Origin of the sequence: Streptomyces sp. NEAU-YJ-81 (assembly GCF_017592595.1) — a bacterium.
GTDB lineage: Bacteria > Actinomycetota > Actinomycetes > Streptomycetales > Streptomycetaceae > Streptomyces > Streptomyces hygroscopicus_B.
This window is the reverse complement of record NZ_JAGFNO010000016.1, coordinates 167,869-189,260: the sequence shown is the minus strand read 5'-3', so window position 1 is coordinate 189,260 and position 21,392 is coordinate 167,869. Positions and strand designations below refer to the sequence as shown.

Below are 21,392 nucleotides of genomic sequence, written 5' to 3'. Positions count from 1 at the left end.
CCGCACGCCGACACACCGCACCAGGCGCGGATTGCCCCCGACTGGCGGTCAGGATCCCCCTCGATCAGCCCAGTGCGAACAGCGGTGCGAGCACGAGCCGGGCGGCGCCCTCGACCACGGCCCGCCCGCCCCGCTGGACGACATCCACGGGCACGGGGAGGCGGCTGGCGCGGGCGGAGTCCGCAGCGATCATCGTGGCCACACCGCGAACGTAGGGCTCGGGGTCGGCCAGCACCACCCGGCCGCCCAGCAGCACCCGGTCGATGTCGAGGAGCCGTACGAGGTTGGCCGCGCCGACGCCGAGCAGCCGCGCCGCGTCCGTATGGTCGTCGCGTGCGACGGCGGCGAGGCACAGCGCCTCCAGGCAGCCGCGATTGCCGCATTCGCAGAGCGGCCCGTCGAGCTGGATCACCTGATGCCCGAACTCGCCCGCGTCGGTCCGCGCCCCCCGGTACACGTCCCCGCCGAGCATCAGACCGGCGCCCAGACCCGTGCCCAGATGGAGGTACGCGGCCGACGCGGCGGTCCCGGTGGTCACCAGGCCGAGCGCCGCGGCGTTGGTGTCCTTGTCGAGGACGACGGGCAGGGCGAGCCGCTCGGCGAGCGCGTCGCGCAGCGGGAAGCCGTCCCACTGAGGAAAGCCGGTGACGCGGTGCAGCACGCCCGAGCCGTGGTCGAGCGGTCCTGGCGCGGCGACGCCGACGCCGAGCAGCCCACCGCCCAGCCCGCCGCCCGCCGCGCCGCCGGTCGCGCCACCAGTCTCCGTGCCGGTCTCCGTAAGGCCGGTCCCGGCGTCCGCGAGGAGCGCCCTGACCTCGGCGGTGGCCGCCGCGAGCGCCTCCTCCGCCCGCGCGCCGAAGTCGAAGGGCGCGGTGCGGGCGGCGACCGGTGTGCCCGCGAGGTCGACGAGGACGGCCGTCAGCTCATCGCGGTCGAGCTGCAGCCCGATCGCATGGCGGGCGCCCGGGACCAGGCGGAGCACGGCGGGCGGTTTGCCGCCGGTCGAGGCGCGCTGCCCGGCCTCCACCGCCAGTCCCTCCGTCCTCAGCCGCGCCGTGATCTTGCTGACGGCCTGGGGGGTGAGCCCGGTGTGGCCGGCCAGCTCCGGTCGGCTGACGCCGTCCTCGCCCGCGTCCCGCAGCAGACGCAGGACGAGCGCGGCGTTATGGCTGCGCAGGGCGGTCAGATTGGCTCCGGGCCCGGCCGCCCCCGACATGGTGCTGTTCACTCCTCCATTGTGGCCATCGCTTGCGCTTTAGCAACACTGTTGTCAAAGTGGCCCTCATGGATGCCATGGATGACAGCAGTACCGTCCGCGTGGGACTGATCGGCTACGGCCTGGCCGGATCCGTCTTCCACGCCCCCTTGATCGCGGCCACCGAGGGACTGGTCCTGGACACCATCGTCACCTCCAGCCCGGAGCGGCAGCGGCAGGCACGCGCCGAGTTCCCCGATGTCCGGCTCGCGGACTCCGCCGATGAGCTGTGGGGCCGGGCGGATGAGCTGGACCTGATCGTCATCGCCTCCCCGAACCGCACCCATGTCCCGCTCGCCCGCACCGCCCTCGAGGCGGGGCTGCCGGTCGTCGTGGACAAGCCGCTGGCCGCGACCGCCGCCCAGGCCGAGGAACTGGCCGCGCTCGCCGAGGCCCGCGGGCTGCTGCTGAGCGTCTTCCAGAACCGCCGCTGGGACAACGACTTCCTCACCCTCCGCAAGCTGCTCGCCGAGGGCGCGCTCGGCGACGTGCAGCGCTTCGAGTCCCGCTTCGAGCGGTGGCGGCCGCAGCTCAAGGGCGGCTGGCGGGAGTCCGGCGACCCGGCCGAGGTCGGCGGGCTGCTGTACGACCTGGGCAGCCACCTGGTCGACCAGGCGCTCACCCTCTTCGGCCCCGTCGACTCCGTCTACGCCGAGGTCGATGTGCGCCGCCCCGGGGCGCAGACCGACGACGACACCTTCATCGCCCTCACCCACACCAGCGGCGTCCGCTCCCATCTGTGGATGAGCGCGATCACCGCCCAGCTCGGCCCGCGCTTCCGGGTGCTGGGCAGCGGCTCGGGCTATGTGAAGTACGGCCTCGACCCGCAGGAGGCCGCCCTGCGCGAGGGGCTGCGCCCCGGCGACCCGTCCGCCGAATGGGGCACCGAGCCGGAGAGCGAATGGGGCCGGCTGGGCGCCGGAGAGTCCCCGCTGACCGGCGGCGGGGTCCCGGTGCCGACTCTTGCGGGCGACTACCCCGCGTACTACGCCGCCGTCGCCGCCGCCCTCCGCGACGGCACCCCGCCCCCGGTCACCGCCGCCGAGGCCGCGGCCGCCCTGCATGTGCTGGAGGCGGCCCGGCTGTCGGCCGCGGAGCGCCGTACCGTCCGGATCGAGGTCCCCGCATGAGCGAGCACGCCGAGCTGATATCCCGCATCGAGGAGCAGGAGCGCCGGCTGCGCCTGCCCCGCTTCGACAACGACGACGCCTGGCGCCTGGGCTGCCTCATCGCCGACCTGGCCCAGGAGCGCGGCGCCGCCGTCACGATCGGCATCCACCGGGCCGGTCAGCGCCTCTTCCACCGCGCCCTGCCGGGCACCTCCCCCGACAACGACGCCTGGCTGGAGCGCAAGTGCCGGGTCGTGGAGCGCTACGGGGCGAGCTCGTTCCTCGTCGGCGCCCGCTTCCGCGCCAAGGGCGCCAGTTTCGAGGAGTCCTCCCGCCTCGACCCCGACCGGTACGCCGCGCACGGCGGCGCCTTCCCCCTCCATGTGACGGGCACCGGCGTCATCGGCGCGGTCGCCGTCTCGGGGCTGCCGCAGGCCGAGGACCACGCGCTGGTGGTGGAGGCGCTGGAGCGCTATCTGCCGACGACGGCCTGAGGCGGCCGTGCGGAGGGGCGGCCCCGACAGGGCCGCCCGCCCGGCGTCCGGCTACGCGTCCTTGAACTCCTGCCGCTGGCGTCCCAGTCCGTCGATCTCGAGCTCGACGACATCGCCGGAGCGGAGGTACGGCTTGGGCTCGGGGCGGCCCATGGCCACGCCCGCCGGGGTGCCGGTGTTGATGACATCGCCGGGGTAGAGGGTCATGAACTGGCTGAGGTAGCGGACCACATGGGCCACGCGGAAGATCTGGTCCGCGGTGGTGCCGTCCTGCTTGACCTCGCCGTTGACCCAGAGACGCAGGCCCAGGGCCTGCGGGTCGGGGATCTCGTCGGCGGTCACCAGCCAGGGGCCCAGGGGGTTGAACGTCTCGCAGTTCTTGCCCTTGTCCCACTGGCCGCCGCGCTCGATCTGGAAGGCGCGCTCGGAGACGTCGTGGGCGATCGCATAGCCCGCGACCGAGGCGAGGGCGGCCTCGTCGGAGTCGAGGTAGCGGGCGGTGCGGCCGATGACGACGGCGAGTTCGACCTCCCAGTCGGTCTTCACGCTGCCGCGCGGGACGAGGACCGTGTCATCGGGACCGACGACCGTGTCCGGGGCCTTCATGAAGATGATGGGCTCTTCGGGGGCGGTGGCGCCGGTCTCGGCGGCGTGGTCGTGGTAGTTCAGCCCGATACACACGATCTTGCCGATACGGCCGAGCGGCGGGCCGATCCGCACCCCGCCGTCCTCGATCACGGGCAGCGCGTCGTCGCCCTCGGCGGCCGCTGCCGCGCGCAGCCGCGCGAGAGCGACCTCGTCGGCGAGGAGAGCGCCGTCGATGTCCGGGACCAGGGCGGACAGATCGCGCAAGGTGCCGTTCTGATCGAGCAGCGCGGGGCGTTCCGCGCCCGCCGGTCCGACTCGCAGCAGTTTCATCCCAAGACTCCCGAGGTCACAGGCCGGTGCGAGGCGCCTACCGGCTGATCGATCCTCCCTTCAGGGGCGTCCGGCCCGCAAGACCTCATTCACGGACTGGGACAGCGGTTTCACTCGTGACTCCGGCGGGTGCCGTCGTGGGCCCCGTCGTGGGCCCCGTTATTGGGTGCCGTCATCCGCGGTGCAGCAGGGCCCGTTCCACGGCCGTCCAGGTGGTGCTGGTCGCCAGGTACAGCGCCGCCGCCAGCGGGACCACGGCGGCGGTGACGAGGGTCCCGAACGACAGCAGCGGCAGCGCCCGGGCCACTCCGGGCGCCCCGGGGACGGTCGTCCTACGGGCGCGGAGATACGTCCAGGTCGCCACGGCCGCGATCAGTGCGAACAGCCCGAGGTAGACCAGACCCGGCGCACCGCTGAGCGCCCCGCCCCACCGGGCGCCGAGCGGGGCCCCGGCGAGGGTGTGGTCGAGGAGGTCTCCGGCGCCGCTGCCGGTGGAGAACACGTGGTACATGACGAAGAAGACCGGAAGCTGGGCGAGCGCCGGAAGACAGCCCGCCAGCGGTGACGCGCCCTCCTTCGCCTGCAGCTCCGCCATGGCGCGCCGCAGCCGCTCGGGGTCGCCCTTGTGCTTGCGGCTCAGCTCCGTGAGCTTCGGCGCGAGCGCGGCCCGCGCCTTCTCACCGCGCACCGCGGCACGGGCGAGGGGATGCAGCGCGGCGCGGACGCACAGCGTGAACAGGACGATGGCGGCCGCCGCCGCGGACGCGCCGAAGAGCGGGTCGAGGCCGCCCGCCATGGTGGTCAGCAGGGTGCCGAGGGAAGAGAAAAGGGACATGGGAGCCCTCCGCGGGTCTCGTCGTGCCGGAGTGAGGAAGACATCGGCGTGACGAGCCGCGTGGCGCGGCGGTACGAATACTGGAGCTTCCGGGGCTCCGCCCCGGCCCCCGCTCCTCAAACGCCGGAGAGGCCGGGGGTCCGCCGTACAGCGAAATGGGTGCGCCTACGCGGCCGTCGGGAGACGACGTCCCGGCGCTCGCGGCCTCGGGCGTCCTGAGGCATCGGGATCCCGCTGGGGCAGGAACGCCGTACGGCGCTCGCGGTCCCGTATCGCGGTGCGAATCCGCCCGGCGGGGGCGGGTATTCGGCCGCGGGAGGCGAGGATCGCGCAGGTCAGCAGCGCCGTGGCGACGGCGGCCGTGGCCGCGACGGTGGCGGCGAGGGCGACGGCGCTGACGGCCCCGCTCTGCGCCAGCAGAACCCCGGTCAGCAGAAACAGGCAGACGCCGAGCTGCATGCGCAGCGCTTCGAGTCGTCGCGACACCGTCACACCCCCTCTCCCGGCCGGTCTCCCCTCCTGGCTCCGCCAGTCTAGTGGCCCCCGCTGACAGGCCGTGGGGCGGCGGCCCGCAGCCGGGCCCAGACCACCAGGCGGTAGCGGGAGGTGAATTCGGGGGTGCAGGTCGTCAGCGTGAGGTAGTAGCCCGGTTCGGTGTAGCGGTAGCGGGGATGGGTGGAGCTGTACGGCACCCGGGCGACCACCGTGCCGTCGGCGGGCGAGGTGCGCGGCAGGGTGCGCTCGACCGTGTACGTGTAGCGGGCGTCGGCGGTGTCGATGCGCACCGTGTCGCCCGGGCGCACCTCGTCGAGCTGCCGGAAGGGCTCGCCGTGGGTGTTGCGGTGGCCCGCGAGGGCGACATTGCCCGCCTGGCCCGGCTGGGCGGTCCGCGGATAGTGGCCCACGTACCCCTTGTTGAGCACCGCCGCCCGGCTGATGCCCTCGGCGATGGGCACCGTAAGGCCGATGCGCGGGATCCGGAGCACGGCGTACGCCTGGTCCCGGCGCGGACCCTGGCCCCCGCCCCCGGTCGCCCGGTCACGGTCGCGTCCGTCCCCATGAGGGGAATCGGAGGATCGTGTCGCCCCCGGCGCCGGTGTCGCGGACTCGGCGGCCCCGTCGTGCCACTGCCGCTCCAGTACGCCCACCTCGTGCCGTGCGCCCGCCCTCGCCTGCCGGTTGGTCCACCAGAGTTGGTGGACGACCAGGAGCAGCACCACGAGCCCGAGGGTGACGGCGAGTTCACCGGCCGTCCACAGCCCCCGGGCGAGCACGGCCCGCCCTCGACGACGTCGCACGCGCGCACCATAGGCCAGGCCGCGCGCACCTGCCAGAGACAGGGCGCGGCTATCCGCCCATCGCCCGCGAGACCGTATAGATCACCAGCCCGGCCAGGGCACCCACCACCGTGCCGTTGATCCGGATGAACTGCAGATCCCGGCCGATATGGGCCTCGATCTTCCGCGAGGTGTGCTCCGCGTCCCAGCCCGCCACCGTCTCGGTGATCAGCGAGGTGATCTCGTCCCGATACGTCGTCACCACATAGACGGCGGCGTCCTCCAGCCAGCCGTCGACCTTGTCCCGCAGCCGCTGGTCCGTCACCATCCGCCTGCCCAGCGACAGAATCGCCGCCCGCGCCCGCTGCCGCAGCTCGCTGCGCTCGTCCTCGGCCGCCGTGACGATCATCGCCCGCACCGAGGCCCAGGCCGTGGCGATGATGTCCTGGACGTCGCCGCGCCCCAGCACCTCGCTCTTCACCCGCTCCACCCGGGCCCGGGTGTCGGTGTCGGACTGCAGATCCCCGGCGAAGTCGGTGAGGAAGCGGTCGAGGGCGCCGCGCGCCGGGTGGGCGGGCATATCGCGCATCTCGGTGACGAAGCGCAGCAGTTCCTTGTAGACGCGGTCACCGACCTTGCGGTCCACGAACCGCGGCGTCCAGCCGGGGGCGCCGCCGGTCACGGCCTGCATCACCGATTCGTTGTGCTCCACCAGCCAGTCGTGGGCGCGCAGGCACACCAGGTCCACGGCGCGGCGGTGACCGCCCTCCGCGACAACTCGCTCCAGCAGCTTGCCCAGGCCCGGCGCGACCTCCTGGGCGTCCGCCCGGCGGGTGATCGCCTCGCCCACCACCGCCTGCACATCGGAGTCGCGCAGCACCGTGAGCGCGCCGCGCAGCGCGGTCGCCAGCTCGGCCGTCACCCGCTCGGCATGCTCGGGCTGGACGAGCCAGGTGCCGAGCCGGCTGCCGATGCCGACCGCGCGCAGCCGCATCCGTACGACGTCGCCGGAGAGGAAGTTCTCCCCGACGAACTCCCCGAGGCTGGCCCCGAGCTGGTCCTTCTTGGTGGGGATGATCGCCGTATGGGGAATCGGCAGCCCCATGGGCCGCCGGAAGAGCGCGGTGACCGCGAACCAGTCGGCCAGGGCGCCCACCATGCCCGCCTCGGCGGCCGCGGCGACATAGCCGGGCCAGCCGTCGATACCGGAGGAGCGCGCCCAGGTGGCGAGCACGTACACCAGTGCGACGCCGAGCAGCATGCCGGTGGCGAGCGCCTTCATCCGGCGCACTCCGCGCCGCCGTTCCACGTCCAGGGGGCTGTCCGTGACAAAGGGCACAGCCGCGCCCCGGGGCGGCGGGGCCGCCGTCTCACCAGTCGTTCTTCGCTCCATACGCTCCACCCGGTCGACCCGTCCCCTCGTGCATTGTCTCTTTCCGGTCTCAGTCGCCCATGGGTGGAACGAACGGTGAGTTCCCGTCGTCTGTCTGGGGGAGCGACCCAGCACATTGGGGGCAGGCCGACAGGCGGAGCCGGGTCCCACCATGGGATCATGAGTCACCGACCGGACCGCATCGGCGCTGCCGGATACCACCCGCCGTTCCCGTCCACTTCCGGAGCCTCGGGCTCCGTCCGCCCGAGGAGACAACCCGCTCATGAGCATGCCCCCAATGCCCAGACGCACGGGGTATGCCGTGCTCGCTGCGCTGGCGGCTGTGGTGATCCTCGTCTCCACCGCGATATTCATCGGGCTCAGTGGCGACAAGGGCGGTACGGACTCCCGTGCGCAGGGGGCCCGCGGCTCGGCCGACCCGGCCTCGGCCGGATCCTGGGTGGGCACCTGGTCCACCTCGGCCGCGGCCGCCGAGCCGAGGACGCTGCGCGGCCTGTCGGGCATGTCGATACGGAACGTGGTGCACACCACCATCGGCGGCACCAGCACCCGCATCCAGCTCTCCAACTTCTACAGCAGCCGTCCGCTGACGATCACGCATGCCTCGCTGGCGCTGGCCGCCGCCCCCAGCAACCCCACCGCGGCGACCGGCACCATGCGCCGCCTCGCCTTCAACAACCGCACCTGGGTGACGATCCCGCCCGGTAAGGCCATCACCAGCGACCCGGTGCGGCTCGCCGTCCCGGACTCGGCCGATCTGCTGGTCACCACCTACACCCCGCAGGCGTCCGGCTCGGTCACCTACCATCCGCACGCCCGCCAGACGTCGTACATGGCGCGTGGCGACCGTACGGAGGACACGGCGGGCGCCGCCTACACCCAGCAGAGCCCGTACTGGCGCTATCTGACCGGCGTGGACGTGTGGTCCAAGCAGGCCGAGGGCGCGGTCGCGGTGCTGGGCGACTCGATCACCGACGGCATCACCTCCACCGCCGGAGCCAACCACCGGTGGACCGACTTCCTCTCCGAACGGCTGCGCAGCGAGCCCGGCGCGCCCCGCTTCGGCGTGCTCAACCAGGGCATCAGCGGCAACCGCGTGCTGAGCGACGGCACGCAGTACCCGCCCAACAACCCCAGCGGGCTCTCCCGCTTCGACCGCGATGTGCTGTCCCGTACGGGCGTCAAGGCCGTGATCGTCGAACTGGGCGTCAACGACATACTGCGCATCCCCCACGAGACCGACCCCAACCGGATCGTGTGGGGCCTGAAGCGGCTGACCGAACAGGCCCACGCCCGGGGCCTGCGGGTCATCGGAGCCACCCTGACGCCCTTCTACGGGCACCGCGGCTACACACCCCAGCTGGACGCCGTACGCGAGCAGGTCAACGCGCGGATCCGCGCCGGGAGGGTCTTCGACGAGGTCGTGGACTTCGACAAGGCGCTGCGCGACCCGATCAGCCCGCTGCGGCTGCGCCCGATGTACGACTCGGGCGACCATCTGCACCCGAGCGACGACGGCTACCGGGCGATGGCGCGGGCGCTGGACCTGGACCACCTGCGGGGCCGCACGGCGGCCGAGCTCTAGCCGGAAGCTCAGCCGGAGCTTCTCACCGATCTCTGGAGCCTGGAGGGCCCTCGGGTCCTTCCGGGCCCGGTAAGGGCCCAGTAAGGGCCCAGTAGCCCCGTAAGGGCCTAGTAGTCGTCGCGGCGGCGGTCCTTCTCCAGGGACAGCCGGCGCTCCTCCCGCTCCTCACGGCGCTCATCGCGCCGTGCGCCCCGCAGTTCCCGGCGCTCGGCGCGCAGCTCGTCCCTGCGCTCGGCCTTCACCCGGCGGCGCTCCTCCTTGAGGCGCTTGTGCTCCTCCTTACGGAGCTTGCGCTCGACGCTGACCCCGCCGAAGATCGCCAGGCCCGTAACGGTCACCCGAGGGCCGGTGGGATCCCCGTCGGCGGACCCGGTGTGGTCGAAACCGCCCATGAGACCGATACCGCCGACATGCGTCTCCACGTCCGGCGGGACGATGATCTGCACCCCGCCCATGAGGGCGAAGCAGCGGATCACCACATCGCGGTCCTCGAACCGGGCCTCGCGCAGATCGATCTCACCGCCGCCCATGAGGGTGAAGGCGGTGAAGGCGCGCGGGGCGGTCCAGGTGCCCTTGCGCTGGAATCCGCCCATGATCGCCACGGCCCACTTCGAGGTCGGGGTACCGCCGATCCGCTCGGCCCAGCCGGTGGGATCGGCCGGGGCCGGCGGGGCGGGAGCGGCGCTGCCGGGCACCGGGAGATCCCGTACCAACGGCTCCAACTCGCCGTGGGTGCGCGCCGTGTAGGCCGCGTTCAGCCGCTCGTCGAACTCCTCCATGTCCAGGCGGCCTTCGGCGACAGCTTCGCGGAGGACCTCCGCGATCCGCTCACGCTCGGCGTCGGAGGCCCGCATCCCGGCCGGGTCCGGGAGGTCGGGGCTCGCCCCCTGGGAAGAACCAGCGCTCGTCATACGGACAGACTAACGGCGGGCACCGGCCGTGGCCCGTATCTCGTACGGGGGTGCCGCCCCCGATCCGTCCCCGGTTCACGGCCACCAACCCGGTCACGGGCCCCGCTCACACTCCGCGCCCGGCCGTCCCGCCCTCCCCGCCGTGCAGCATCCTCGCGATCACGTCCTCGATCTCGGGCTCGCGCACCGAGAGGTCCACCAGCGGATAGCCGTCGGCGACCGCCGCGACGATCGGCGCCGCGCTGCTGTTCGCCGGGAAGGCCAGCCACTGCCGGGGCCCCTCGACCCGCACCGTCCGGGCGCCGGGGATCTCGATGGGCGGCAGCTCCTGCTCCAGGTCGACCACGAGCGTGCGTTCGCTCTCCCCCACCGCGTGCAGCCCGTCGAGCCCGCCGTCGTAGACCAGCCGGCCGTGGTCGATGACCATCACCCGCTTGCACAGCAGTTCGATATCGGTCAGATCGTGGGTGGTGAGCAGCACGGTGGTGCCCTGCTCGGCGTTCACATCGCGCAGGAACTCCCGCACCTTCGCCTTGCTGACCACATCGAGCCCGATGGTCGGCTCGTCGAGATAGAGCACCTCGGGGTCGTGCAGCAGGGCGGCCGCGATATCGCCGCGCATCCGCTGGCCGAGCGAGAGCTGACGCACCGGCACGTCCAACAGCTCGCTCAGGTTGAGCAGTTCCACGCAGCGGTCCAGGTTCTCCCGGTAGCGGTCATCGGGGATCCGGTACATCCGCCGCACCAGCGCGTACGAATCGCGCAGCGGCAGATCCCACCACAGGGTGGTCCGCTGCCCGAAGACCACCCCGATCCGGCGCGCGAGCCGCGTCCGCTCCCTGGAGGGGTCGATTCCCGCGACCCTCAGCCGTCCGCCGCTGGGCACCAGGATCCCGGTCAGCATCTTGATCGTGGTGGACTTCCCGGCGCCGTTCGGGCCGATGTAGCCCACCATCTCGCCGCGCGGCACCCGGAAGCTGATGCCGTCCACGGCGCGCACTTCGCGGCGCTCACGGCGCACCAGCCCGGCTCTGCGCCGCACCTGGAACACCTTCTCGACACCGTCGAGCTCGATCAGCTCGTCCACGGCCATCCCTCCCCCTCAGCTCCCCGTGCTCTGATACGCCCGCAGCCCCGCCCGCCAGGCCAGCCCCGCCACCGCACAGCAGCCGCACGCGACCAGCGGCGCCGCGAAGCCGATCCGGGCCGGGAGCCCCAGCGGATCGGGGCGGCCCAGGATGTGCAGCGCCGGCAGCCAGTTGACGAAGGCCAGCGGGATGACGAAGGTGACGCCCCGCAGCAGCTCCTTGCCGAAGACCGTCGGCGGGTACTCCAGCAGCGTGGTCCCGCCGAAGGTGAAGGCGTTCTGCACCTCGGAGGCGTCCTTGGCCCAGAACTGGAAGGCGCCGCCGAGCACGAACAGCGCCCCGAAGATGGCACCCCCGCTCAGCAGCATCACCGGCATCAGCAGCGCCCGGTCCACCGTCCAGTCGATGTCCAGCCGGCTCAGCGACCAGCCGAGCAGCACCGCCCCCTGGGCGATCCGGCCCAGCCGGCGCAGCGCGAAGCGGTCGGCGGCGACCTGGGCGAGTATCGGCACCGGCCGCACCAGCAGGGTGTCCATCGTGCCGTCGCGCACCCGCTGGCCCAGCCGGCCCATGGTGCCCAGCGTGAGATCGGCGAGGCCGAAGGCGACGCTGGTGGTGCCGTAGAGGAAGGCGACCTCGTCAAGGGTGAAGCCGCCCAGTTGCCCGATGTGGGTGAACATCAGCGCGATCGCGACGAAGTCCAGGCCGGTCGCGAGGAGGTTCCCCAGCGTCATGATCAGGAACGAGGTGCGGTAGGCCATCGTGGAGCGCACCCACATCCCGACGATCAGGACGTAGGCCCGGAGCCCGTTGGACACGGCCGACTCAGCCACCCTGGACCACCACCTTCCGGGTCGCCACCGACTGCAGCACCCGCCCGGCCGCCAGCAGCACCACCAACCATCCCGCCTGGAAGGCGAAGGCCCCCAGCAGCCCCGCCCCCCGGTGCTCCTCCAGGAAGACATCCGCGGGCACCTGGAGCATCGCCGCCCAGGGCAGCGCGCGGGCGATCTCGCCGAGCTGCCCGGGGAAGACGTTGAGCGGCAGGATCATCCCGGAGAAGAACAGGCACAGCAGCCCGCTCAACATGGACAGCCCCGTCCCGTCGAGCAGCCAGAAGGAGGCGAGCGACACCAGATAGCGCACCGCGAAGCCGACGCACACCGCGAGCGCCACCGACAGCAGGAACCACAGCCAGGTCAACGGCGAGGCGGGCAGCCGGAGTTCGAAGACCAGCGCCCCGATCCCCATCGGCACCACGCCGCGCCCCAGCAACTGGAACAGCGCCCGGCCGAGCTCGTTGGCCAGCCACCACGACTGGAGGTCGACGGGGCGGTAGAGGTCCACGGCGATGTCACCGGAGCGGATGCGGTCCTGCAGCTCCTCCTGGAAGCCGCCGCCCATCAGCGCGACGGCCGCCAGCAGCGCCTGGCCGAGCCAGACGAAGGTCAGCGCCTGGTCGAGGTCGTAGCCGCCGAGGTGCGGCCGCTCGTCCCACAGCGCGGTGTAGGTGTAGGCGAGGATGAAGCCGAAAACGGTATTGGTGAAGACCCCGGCCACGGTGGCGACCCGATACGTCGCGTAGCGTTTGAAGCCGCTGACCGCGACGGCCGCGTACAGCCGCATCCGCCCGCCCCTCCCTCCCCCGACCGCGGCGCCCGGCCGGCGCCAAAATCCGGAGCCTAGTGGGGTGACCGGAGGGACGGCCAGCCAATATTCACCGGATGGTGTGAGCGGAATCATCCATATGGCCGGTCACAGACCAGTCACGGGTGCGCGCCACGTCCTCGGCCCGGAACGGATGATGCGACAGTGTTTTATCGGGCGTACGACGCGAATCGCCCGACCGTGCACGATCCTGCCGCCGCGCAACCTTCGACGGCGGCCGAGGAGTCTCAGGAGACATGAGCGACGAGCCCCAGTTGATCGACGGTGGCGCGGCCGGAACGGGTGCCCGGCCCGGCATCGACGATGGCAACCACGACACGCCGCACCGCGCGGACGGCCTCCCGGCAGGCAAACCGGCCAAGGGCAGAAAGGGCCGTCCCCAGCGCACCGGATGGCGCCGGCTGCTGCCCACCTGGCGCATGCTCCTCGGGGGCTTCCTCCTGATCGTCCTGCTGATCGCGGGCGGGCTCGTCACCGGCTATCTGCTCGTCGACATCCCCCCGGCCAACAGAGCCGCCATCGCCCAGAGCAATGTCTTCCTCTACTCCGACGGCTCCCAGCTTGCCCGCGAGGGCAAGGTCAACCGGGAGAACGTCCAGCTCAGCCAGATTCCCAAGCGGATCCAGCACGCGGTGCTGGCGGCCGAGGACCGGGACTTCTACTCGGAGTCGGCCATCAACCCCGAGGCGATGGTCCGGGCCGCCTGGAACACCGCCACCGGCAAGGGCAAGCAGTCCGGCTCCACCATCACCCAGCAGTATGTGAAGAACTACTACCTGGACCAGGAGCAGACGGTCACCCGCAAGGCCAAGGAGTTCTTCATCGCGATCAAGCTGGACCGGGAGGTGAGCAAGGACAAGATCCTCGAGGGCTACCTCAACACCAGCTACTTCGGGCGCAACGCCTACGGAATCCAGGCCGCCGCCCAGGCGTACTACGGCAAGGACATCGGCGAGCTCGACACCGCCCAGGGCGCGTATCTCGCGACCCTGCTGAACGCCCCCAGCGCCTACGACATCGTCGCCCATCCGCAGAACAAGGGGCGGGCCACGGCCCGCTGGCACTACGTACTGGACGGCATGGTGAAGAAGGGCTGGCTGACCAGGGCCGACCAGCAGAAGATGACCTTCCCCGCGCCCTCCGAGGCCAGGGCCCCCTCGGGCATGTCCGGCCAGCGCGGCTATCTCGTCGAGGCCGTCGAGGACTACCTCACCAGCAACGGGATCATCGACGAGCAGACCCTGGCGCGCGGCGGCTACCGCATCACCACCACGATCGACAAGAAGAAGCAGGACGCCTTCGCGGGGGCCGTCCGCGACCGGCTGATGAGCAAGCTCAGCCCGGAGGACCGCAAGGTCGACCGCTATGTCCGCGCGGGCGGCGCCTCGATCGACCCGAAGACCGGGAAGGTGGTCGCCCTCTACGGCGGGATCGACTACACCAAGCAGTTCGTCAACAACGCGACCCGCCGTGACTACCAGGTGGGGTCCACGTTCAAGCCATTCGTCTTCACCTCGGCGGTGCGCTACGGGTCCACCACCCAGGACGGCCAGACGATCACCCCGGACACCCTCTACAACGGCGACAACAAGCGCGAGGTCGTCGGCCCGGAGGGGCCCACCGGCTACTCCCCCGCCAACGAGGACGACGTCGACTACGGCGACATCGACGTCACCACGGCCACCGACAACTCCGTGAACTCGGTGTACGCGCAGATGGCCCAGGACGTCGGCCCCGCCAAGGTCAGGCAGACCGCCATCGACCTGGGCGTCCCCAAGAACACCCCCGATCTGCACGCCTCCCCCTCCATCGCGCTCGGCCCCGCCACCGCGAGCGTGCTGGACATGACCGAGGCGTACGCGACCCTCGCCAACCACGGCGAGCACGGCAAGTACAGCCTGGTCGAGGAGGTCACCAAGGACGGTGCGCGGGTCGATCTCCCGGACCGGGAGAACCGGCAGGCCATCCCGCGCAGCGCCGCCGACACCACCACCTCGATACTGCAGAGCGTGGTCGACGGCGGCACCGGCACCGCCGCCCAGGCCGCCGAGCGCCCGGCGGCGGGCAAGACGGGCACCGCGGAGGAGGACAAGGCCGCCTGGTTCGCGGGCTACACCCCGGATCTGGCGACCGTGGTCGCGGTGATGGGCCAGGACTCCAATACCGGCGTGCAGAAGCCGCTGTACGGGGCGACGGGCCTGGAGCGGATCAACGGCGGCGGCTATCCCGCCGAGATCTGGGCGCAGTACACGTCGGGCGCGCTGGACGGCAAGCCGCCGGCCGAGTTCGATCTGCGGCTGGAGGACGGGGCGAGCACCCCCGACGGCTCCCAGCCCGGCCAGCAGCCTCCGGGCTCCCTGCCGCCGGTGGTCACCACTCCCCCGACCGGCGCCCCGCCGGACACCTCGGTCCCCACGGCGCCGACCGACACCCCGCCGACGCTGCCGACGACACCGCCGACGGACACCACCCCGCCGACGGACTTCCCCACCGGGGGCCCGACGACCGAGCCGGGCCCGGGCGGTCCGGGGGGGCCAGGTGATCCGGGTGGCGATCCGGGCGACCCAGGGGGGCCGGTGGGCGGCTGAGACCGCGGACCACGAACAGCGGAGGGTGGTGACGGAGACCGTCACCACCCTCTGTCATGTCCGATCCCGCGGTGTCCCTACAGGTAGAGCCCCGTGGAGTCCTACGCGCCCTCCAGCCGCTCGGCGGCCACCGCGTGCAGGTCGCGCTCCCGCATCAGGACGTAGGCGACCCCGCGGACCTCGACCTCGGCCCGGTCCTCCGGGTCGTAGAGCACCCGGTCACCGGGCTCCACGGTCCGTACGCTCTGCCCGACCGCGACCACCTCGGCCCAGGCCAGCCGCCTGCCGACCGCCGCGGTGGCGGGGATGACGATGCCGCCGGACGACCGGCGCTCGCCCTCCGGAATGTCGGTGCGGACCAGCACACGGTCGTGCAGCATCCGGATGGGCAGCTTGTCATGGGTCGTGTTCGCACTCACGCCATGACCGTACCTGGCCGGACGGCGCGATGACGCCTCAGGGCCGGTGCGGGCCGCCTTCGCTCAGCGGCACCGGCCGCCCTTCGCTCAGCGGCGCCGCTTGGAGCACCACGAGGAGCGGGACGCCTTGGCGGACCGGGAGGACCTCGCCGAGAGCGCGAGCAGTCCGACCAGCCCGGCCACGGCGAGCGCGACCGGCACGATCCGCTCCATGCGGGGTTGGCCATCCTCCGACACCAACTGGCCCCGCACGCCCGTCACCACGCGGTTGGCGGACACATAGGCCCGCCCGGCGGTCCGGTCCACGGCCGACGCCGCCTTCGCCTTCGCGTCCCCGATGATCGTCTTCGGGTGCATCCGCACCCCGATCTCGTCGAGCGTCACGGCGAGCTCCTGCCGCCTGCGGGCGATGTCCGCCTCGATCTGCGCAGGGGTCCTGGCATCCGACACCGCGCTGCCTCCGTCAGTCTCGATGATTCGTGATGGACAGTCTGTCAGCTCGCCCTCCTCCCCGCCCCACGGCACCCCCGGACGGGAAGCTGGCTAATGTCGGGTACGTACCCCCGACGCCACGAGGAGCACCCGACCATGAGCGAGCGACTGCAGCCCGGCGACACCGCCCCCGCCTTCACCCTCCCCGACGCGGACGGCAAGGAGGTCTCGCTCGCCGACCACGCCGGCCGTAAGGTGATCGTCTACTTCTACCCCGCCGCCCTCACCCCCGGTTGCACCAAGCAGGCGTGCGACTTCACCGACAACCTCGCCTTCCTGGCCGGCCACGGCTACGACGTCATCGGCATCTCCCCCGACAAGCCCGAGAAGCTGGCCAAGTTCCGCGACCAGGAGGACCTCAAGGTCACGCTCCTCGCCGACGCCGCCAAGGAGACCCTCGAGGCGTACGGCGCCTTCGGCGAGAAGAAGCTCTACGGCAAGACGGTCATCGGCGTGATCCGCTCCACCGTCATCGTCGACGAGCAGGGCAAGGTCGAGCGCGCCCTGTACAACGTCAAGGCCACCGGCCACGTAGCCAAGATCATCAAAGACCTGGGGCTGTGACGGACCCGGGGCTGCCGCCCCGGACCCCGTTCACCAGGCAGTACCATGACCGTGCCGAGCGGCCGTGATGGAATTGGCAGTCATGCTGGGTTTAGGTCCCAGTGGGGTAACTCCCGTGAGGGTTCGAGTCCCTCCGGCCGCACGCCGGGCGAACGCAGGCCCGGCCCGCCTCATCGCGGGCCGGGCCTGCGGCGTCCTACGGGGCCGCTCACCCCAGGAGTTCGCGGACGACCGGGGCGATCGCGCGGAACGCCTTGCCGCGGTGGCTGATGGCGTTCTTCTCCTCGGGGTCCAGTTCGGCACAGGTGCGGGTCTCGCCGTGCGGCTGGAGGATGGGGTCGTAGCCGAACCCCCCGCCGCCCACGGGCTCATGACGGAGCGTGCCGGTGAGCCGGCCGGAGACGACGCGCTCGGTGCCGTCGGGGAGGGCGAGGGCGGCGGCGCAGGCGAAGTGGGCGCCGCGGTGTTCGTCGGGGACGTCGGAGAGCTGGGCGAGCAGCAGGTCGAGATTGGCGCGGTCGTCGCCGTGCCGGCCCGACCAGCGGGCCGAGAAGATGCCCGGCGCCCCGCCGAGGACGTCCACGCAGAGGCCGGAGTCGTCGGCGATGGCGGGGTGGCCGGTGGCCTGCGCCAGGGCGTGGGCCTTGAGGAGGGCGTTCTCCGCGAAGGTCACCCCGGTCTCCTTGACGTCCGGGACCTCCGGATAGGCGTCGGCGCCGACGAGTTCGGCGTCGAGGCCGGTCTCGCCCAGGATCGAGCGCAATTCGTTGATCTTGTAGGGGTTGCGGGTCGCGAGGACCAGACGGCGGGGGTGCGGGCGGTGTCCCTCAGTGTGTTGCTGCATAGCTCTCGATTATCGAGGGGAGGTCAGGGCGAGCAGACACCGGTCAGCTCGCCCGCCGCGTCCCTGACCGGGGTCATATCGGGGCGCTTGCCGCTGTCCACGGACTTCTGGACGTTGTCCAGGGCCTTCTGGAGGTCGTCCACGGCCTTGCCGACGTCCGCGTTGTCGGTGCGGTCGCCCACCTTGTCGATGTCCTTGTCGAGGGCGTCCAGGATCTTGTCGGCGTCCTGCGGATTGACCGCGGCGCCGGTCAGGGCGTCCTGGAGGTTGTCCACGTCGTTGGATATCTCGACCGCGAGCTGGGCGCAGTCGAGGGCCTTCTCCACCGCGCTGCAGCTGACGGTGACCGGCACGATGAGCGCGACGGCGGCGAGAGCGGTGACGGCGGTGGTACGGCGGTGACGGTGGCGCGGCGCCATGGAATGGGTCCTTCCCCGGGAACGGTGCTGGTACCTGACTAAACGCCGGGCGCCGCGCGACGGTTGCTCGGTGCCGTCGTCACATCTCCTGGGCCAGCGCCGCGCGCTGGATTCCGGCCAGGGTCTCGCAGCCGGCCACGGCGAGGTCCAGCAGCCCGTTCAGCTCCTCGCGGGCGAAGGGCTCGCCCTCCGCCGTGCCCTGCACCTCGACGAAGCGTCCGTCACCGGTACAGACCACGTTCATGTCGGTCTCGGCGCGCACGTCCTCCTCGTAGCAGAGGTCGAGCAGGGGCACGCCGCCGACGATGCCGACGCTGACGGCGGAGACGGTGCCGGTCAGCGGCTGCCGGGTGGCCTTGATGAGCTTCTTGCCCCGGGCCCAGCCGATGGCGTCGGCCAGCGCCACATAGGCGCCGGTGATGGCGGCGGTGCGGGTGCCGCCGTCGGCCTGGAGGACATCGCAGTCCAGGACGATGGTGTTCTCGCCGAGCGCCTTGTAGTCGATCACCGCGCGCAGCGAGCGGCCGATGAGACGGGAGATCTCATGCGTACGGCCGCCGATCTTGCCGCGGACGGACTCGCGGTCGCCCCGGGTGTTGGTGGAGCGCGGCAGCATCGCGTACTCCGCGGTGACCCAGCCCTCGCCGCTGCCCTTGCGCCAGCGCGGCACGCCCTCGGTGACGCTCGCGGTGCACAGGACCCGCGTATCGCCGAAGGAGACGAGGACCGAGCCCTCGGCATGCTTGCTCCATCCGCGCTCGATGGTCACGGGTCGGAGCTGGTCGGGGGTGCGGCCGTCGATACGAGACATGAGATGAGCCTATCGGCATCACGGAGGCCCCCGGTCCGCGTCCGGCGAGGGCCCCGCTCCCGGGGGACGGCGCTCCGGGCCCGTAAGGTCACCTCAGGTCTCGGGAGGTCACATCAGGTCTTCGATCTCGGCGGCGACGGGGTCCGCGTCGGCGCCGATGACCACCTGGATCGCCGTGCCCATCTTCACCACGCCATGGGCACCGGCGGCCTTCAGGAGGGCCTCGTCGACCAGGGCGGCGTCCTTGACCTCAGTGCGCAGGCGGGTGATGCAGCCCTCGATCTCGACGATGTTGTCGATGCCGCCGAGCCCCTCGACGATCTTGTCAGCCTTGGTGGCCATGTTCGCTCCTGTCGTCCTGCTGTCCGCGTGGTGTCCGCGTTGCGGCAAGTGGTCTACACCATTATGCGGGTGAGGAAGTCACTCGTCACTTGGAACGATAGATTCCTTTAGCGGATCCCTACGTGCTACAACAGGTCTACACCACATGTGGTTTAGACCATAGCGCGGGCCGCCCCTCCCCTGAGAGCCCGCCTCACCAGGAGGAATCCGATGAGTACGGCCACCGCCCCGGCCGCGCCCGCCCAGAAGCGGGGTGCCGGTCTGATCAAGGGTATGCAGAAGATCGGGCGCAGCCTCCAGCTCCCCGTCGCCGCTCTGCCCGCCGCGGGCATCCTGAGCCGGCTCGGCCAGGACGACGTCTTCGGCAAGACGGGACTCGGCTGGAACAAGCTCGCGGAGATCTTCGCCCACGCGGGCGGCGCGCTCTTCGACAACCTGGCCCTGCTCTTCTGCATCGGCGTGGCCATCGGCTTCGCGAAGAAGTCGGACGGCACCACGGCGTTCGCGGGCCTGGTCGGCTTCCTCGTCTACAAGAACGTCCTGACCGGCTTCGTCAGCGAGGTGACCGGCAAGCCGGAGGACCCGGGCGTCCTCGGCGGCATCGTGGTCGGCCTGACCGCCGCGGTGCTGTGGGAGAAGTACCACCGCACCCGGCTGCCGGACTGGCTGGGCTTCTTCAGCGGCCGCCGCTTCATCCCGATCCTGATGTCCTTCGCGGGCGTGATCTACGGCGTGCTCTTCGGTTACCTCTGGGGCCCGATAGGCGACGGCCTCAACAACTTCTCCGAGTGGCTGTCGTCCAATGGCGCGGTCGGCTCGGGGATCTTCGGTGTGGTCAACCGGCTGCTGATCCCGGTCGGCATGCACATGCTGCTGAACTCGTTCGCCTGGTTCCAGTTCGGCGACTTCAGCTCCGGCGGCCAGACCTGGCACGGCGATATCGCGCGCTACTTCCACGACGACCCGTCGGCCGGAATGTTCATGACCGGCTTCTTCCCGATCATGATGTTCGCGCTGCCCGCCGCCGGTCTGGCGATCGCGCACTGCGCCCGTCCCGAGCGGCGCAAGGCCGTGATGGGCATGATGATCTCGGTCTCGCTGACGGCGTTCGTCTGCGGTGTCACCGAGCCGATCGAGTTCTCGTTCATGTTCATCGCGCCCCTGCTGTACGGCATCCACGCGGTGCTGACCGGCCTGTCCATGGCGCTGACCTGGGCACTCGGCATCCGCAGCGGCTTCACCTTCTCCGGCGGGCTGTTCGACTATCTGCTGGGGTGGTCGCACAGCGAGAAGGCCTGGATGCTGATCCCGATCGGGCTGGCGTTCAGCGTCGTCTACTACGTGGTCTTCCGCTTCGTGATCACGAAGTTCAACATCCCGACGCCGGGACGAGAACCGGAGGACTCCCTGGACGACGCCGCGGTGGCGGACGGCAAGAAGTAGCCACCGGGCACGCACCACGGTGAACGGCGAAGCGCCGGGCTGGTCCTCCAGCCCGGCGCTTCTGCGTTCACCGCCTGTTACACCTCGTAGACCGCGCCCGCCTTGGCCAGCTCCACCGGGCCGCCGAAGACCGCCTGCGCGTCGCGCTGGTTGATCTGGGGGTCCGTCCATGGCGGGATGTGGGTGAGCACCATGCTCCCGACCCCCGCCCGCAGCGCGTGTTCACCCGCCTGGCGGCCGTTGAGATGCAGCTCCGGGATGTCCTCCTTGCCGTGCGTGAAGGCCGCCTCGCACAGGAAGAGGTCGCCGCCCCGGGCCAGGTCCACCAGGGCCTCACAGGGGCCCGTGTCGCCCGAGTAGACCAGCGAGCGGCCGCCGTACTCGATCCGGAAGCCGAACGCCTCCACGGGGTGGCAGACGCGCTCGGCGCGGATGGTGAAGGGGCCGATGTCGAAGCTGCCGGGCGTCAGGGTGCGGAAGTCGAAGACCTCACGCATCGACTTCTCATCGGGCAGGTCGTCGTACGCCTGCACCAGCCGCCGCTCGGTGTCCTCGGGGCCGTAGACGGGGATCGCCTCGGCGCGGCCACCGTCGTGCCGGTAGTAGCGCGCGACGAAGTATCCGCACATGTCGATGAAGTGATCGGGGTGGAGATGGGACAGCAGTACAGCGTCGAGGTCGTAGAGACCGCAGTGGCGCTGCAGCTCGCCAAGGGCGCCATTGCCCATGTCGAGGAGCAGCCGGAAGCCGTCGGCCTCTACGAGGTAGCTCGAGCAGGCCGATTCCGCGGACGGGAACGACCCTGAGCATCCGACGACGGTGAGCTTCATGAAGCAGGAACCTCCTTGAGGGGTCCCCATGCCGAAGGCCATGGGCGGTGCGGGGGGTCATGCGGTGCCCACGAGCGTAAGGCGCAAAAGCCCAGGCAGCTCCTCCA

The 21,392-nt window shown here is 71.4% G+C and carries 23 protein-coding genes and 1 tRNA gene; 7 read left to right on the top strand and 17 right to left on the bottom strand.

Features of this window, described 5'->3' with window-relative positions:
* Positions 1–64: 64 nt before the first annotated feature.
* Entirely contained in the window at positions 65–1,216 is a 1,152-nt protein-coding gene (locus J5X86_RS29660; protein ID WP_208519821.1) for an ROK family protein, read from the bottom strand.
* A 68-nt stretch (positions 1,217–1,284) separates the two neighbouring features.
* On the opposite strand from J5X86_RS29660, the gene J5X86_RS29655 reads away from it, so the two are divergent.
* Entirely contained in the window at positions 1,285–2,385 is a 1,101-nt protein-coding gene (locus tag J5X86_RS29655) for a Gfo/Idh/MocA family oxidoreductase (protein ID WP_208519770.1), read from the top strand.
* On the top strand, positions 2,382–2,858 hold the full coding sequence (locus tag J5X86_RS29650; protein WP_208519769.1) for a heme-degrading domain-containing protein: 477 nt from the start codon (positions 2,382–2,384) through the stop codon (positions 2,856–2,858). Before J5X86_RS29655 ends, J5X86_RS29650 begins: the two co-directional genes overlap by 4 nt.
* Positions 2,859–2,909: 51 nt before the next feature.
* Here the strand turns inward: J5X86_RS29650 and J5X86_RS29645 are convergent, their stop codons facing one another.
* From J5X86_RS29645 to J5X86_RS29625, 5 genes are all read right to left on the bottom strand, one after another.
* Positions 2,910–3,776, bottom strand: a complete 867-nt coding sequence (locus J5X86_RS29645; protein WP_208519768.1) for a fumarylacetoacetate hydrolase family protein — start codon at positions 3,774–3,776, stop codon at positions 2,910–2,912.
* A gap of 172 nt (positions 3,777–3,948) precedes the next feature.
* On the bottom strand, positions 3,949–4,611 hold the full coding sequence (locus tag J5X86_RS29640) for a membrane protein insertase YidC (protein WP_208519767.1): 663 nt from the start codon (positions 4,609–4,611) through the stop codon (positions 3,949–3,951).
* Positions 4,612–4,776: 165 nt separating this feature from the next.
* Complete coding sequence (locus J5X86_RS29635; RefSeq protein WP_371834534.1) at positions 4,777–5,097, bottom strand: DUF6412 domain-containing protein; 321 nt, start codon at positions 5,095–5,097, stop codon at positions 4,777–4,779.
* A 47-nt stretch (positions 5,098–5,144) separates the two neighbouring features.
* Entirely contained in the window at positions 5,145–5,909 is a 765-nt protein-coding gene (locus J5X86_RS29630) for a class E sortase (RefSeq protein ID WP_208519766.1), read from the bottom strand.
* 49 nt (positions 5,910–5,958) lie between these two features.
* Positions 5,959–7,281, bottom strand: a complete 1,323-nt coding sequence (locus J5X86_RS29625; protein WP_208519765.1) for a DUF445 domain-containing protein — start codon at positions 7,279–7,281, stop codon at positions 5,959–5,961.
* Between the two features lie 277 nt (positions 7,282–7,558).
* On the opposite strand from J5X86_RS29625, the gene J5X86_RS29620 reads away from it, so the two are divergent.
* Complete coding sequence (locus tag J5X86_RS29620; protein WP_208519764.1) at positions 7,559–8,866, top strand: SGNH/GDSL hydrolase family protein; 1,308 nt, start codon at positions 7,559–7,561, stop codon at positions 8,864–8,866.
* 107 nt (positions 8,867–8,973) lie between these two features.
* Here the strand turns inward: J5X86_RS29620 and J5X86_RS29615 are convergent, their stop codons facing one another.
* The 4 genes from J5X86_RS29615 to J5X86_RS29600 form a co-directional block, all read right to left on the bottom strand.
* On the bottom strand, positions 8,974–9,777 hold the full coding sequence (locus tag J5X86_RS29615) for a DUF1707 domain-containing protein (protein ID WP_243981769.1): 804 nt from the start codon (positions 9,775–9,777) through the stop codon (positions 8,974–8,976).
* Between the two features lie 106 nt (positions 9,778–9,883).
* On the bottom strand, positions 9,884–10,870 hold the full coding sequence (locus tag J5X86_RS29610; RefSeq protein ID WP_208519763.1) for an ATP-binding cassette domain-containing protein: 987 nt from the start codon (positions 10,868–10,870) through the stop codon (positions 9,884–9,886).
* Positions 10,871–10,879: 9 nt separating this feature from the next.
* Positions 10,880–11,644, bottom strand: a complete 765-nt coding sequence (locus J5X86_RS29605) for an ABC transporter permease (protein ID WP_243981805.1) — start codon at positions 11,642–11,644, stop codon at positions 10,880–10,882.
* A 46-nt stretch (positions 11,645–11,690) separates the two neighbouring features.
* Entirely contained in the window at positions 11,691–12,491 is an 801-nt protein-coding gene (locus J5X86_RS29600) for an ABC-2 family transporter protein (protein ID WP_208519761.1), read from the bottom strand.
* Positions 12,492–12,769: 278 nt separating this feature from the next.
* Between J5X86_RS29600 and J5X86_RS29595 the strand changes: the two genes are divergently transcribed.
* A complete protein-coding gene (locus J5X86_RS29595; RefSeq protein ID WP_208519760.1) occupies positions 12,770–15,121 on the top strand; it encodes a transglycosylase domain-containing protein in 2,352 nt (783 codons plus the stop codon).
* Between the two features lie 101 nt (positions 15,122–15,222).
* Here the strand turns inward: J5X86_RS29595 and J5X86_RS29590 are convergent, their stop codons facing one another.
* The gene (locus J5X86_RS29590; protein ID WP_208519819.1) at positions 15,223–15,501 is read right to left on the bottom strand and encodes a co-chaperone GroES; all 279 of its coding nucleotides are present in this window, start codon (positions 15,499–15,501) and stop codon (positions 15,223–15,225) included.
* A gap of 126 nt (positions 15,502–15,627) precedes the next feature.
* A complete protein-coding gene (locus tag J5X86_RS29585; protein WP_208519759.1) occupies positions 15,628–15,990 on the bottom strand; it encodes a DUF3618 domain-containing protein in 363 nt (120 codons plus the stop codon).
* Positions 15,991–16,128: 138 nt separating this feature from the next.
* Between J5X86_RS29585 and bcp the strand changes: the two genes are divergently transcribed.
* Positions 16,129–16,596, top strand: a complete 468-nt coding sequence (bcp, locus tag J5X86_RS29580) for a thioredoxin-dependent thiol peroxidase (RefSeq protein WP_208519758.1) — start codon at positions 16,129–16,131, stop codon at positions 16,594–16,596.
* Between the two features lie 58 nt (positions 16,597–16,654).
* A tRNA-Leu gene (locus J5X86_RS29575) sits at positions 16,655–16,738 on the top strand.
* Positions 16,739–16,804: 66 nt separating this feature from the next.
* Here the strand turns inward: J5X86_RS29575 and rdgB are convergent.
* The 4 genes from rdgB to J5X86_RS29555 form a co-directional block, all read right to left on the bottom strand.
* Positions 16,805–17,440 (bottom strand): RdgB/HAM1 family non-canonical purine NTP pyrophosphatase, encoded by a 636-nt coding sequence (rdgB, locus tag J5X86_RS29570; RefSeq protein ID WP_208519757.1) that lies wholly within the window; start codon positions 17,438–17,440, stop codon positions 16,805–16,807.
* Positions 17,441–17,463: 23 nt separating this feature from the next.
* Entirely contained in the window at positions 17,464–17,859 is a 396-nt protein-coding gene (locus J5X86_RS29565) for a hypothetical protein (RefSeq protein WP_208519756.1), read from the bottom strand.
* 79 nt (positions 17,860–17,938) lie between these two features.
* Entirely contained in the window at positions 17,939–18,670 is a 732-nt protein-coding gene (gene rph, locus J5X86_RS29560) for a ribonuclease PH (RefSeq protein WP_208519755.1), read from the bottom strand.
* A 108-nt stretch (positions 18,671–18,778) separates the two neighbouring features.
* On the bottom strand, positions 18,779–19,060 hold the full coding sequence (locus J5X86_RS29555; protein WP_257789973.1) for a PTS glucose/sucrose transporter subunit IIB: 282 nt from the start codon (positions 19,058–19,060) through the stop codon (positions 18,779–18,781).
* 162 nt (positions 19,061–19,222) lie between these two features.
* On the opposite strand from J5X86_RS29555, the gene J5X86_RS29550 reads away from it, so the two are divergent.
* Entirely contained in the window at positions 19,223–20,455 is a 1,233-nt protein-coding gene (locus J5X86_RS29550; RefSeq protein ID WP_078641696.1) for a PTS transporter subunit EIIC, read from the top strand.
* A gap of 77 nt (positions 20,456–20,532) precedes the next feature.
* Here J5X86_RS29550 and J5X86_RS29545 read toward each other — a convergent pair whose 3' ends face one another.
* Positions 20,533–21,285 carry an MBL fold metallo-hydrolase gene (locus J5X86_RS29545; RefSeq protein WP_014061044.1) on the bottom strand — a complete coding sequence of 251 codons (753 nt, stop codon included), beginning with the start codon at positions 21,283–21,285 and terminating at the stop codon, positions 20,533–20,535.
* Between the last annotated feature and the right edge of the window lie 107 nt (positions 21,286–21,392).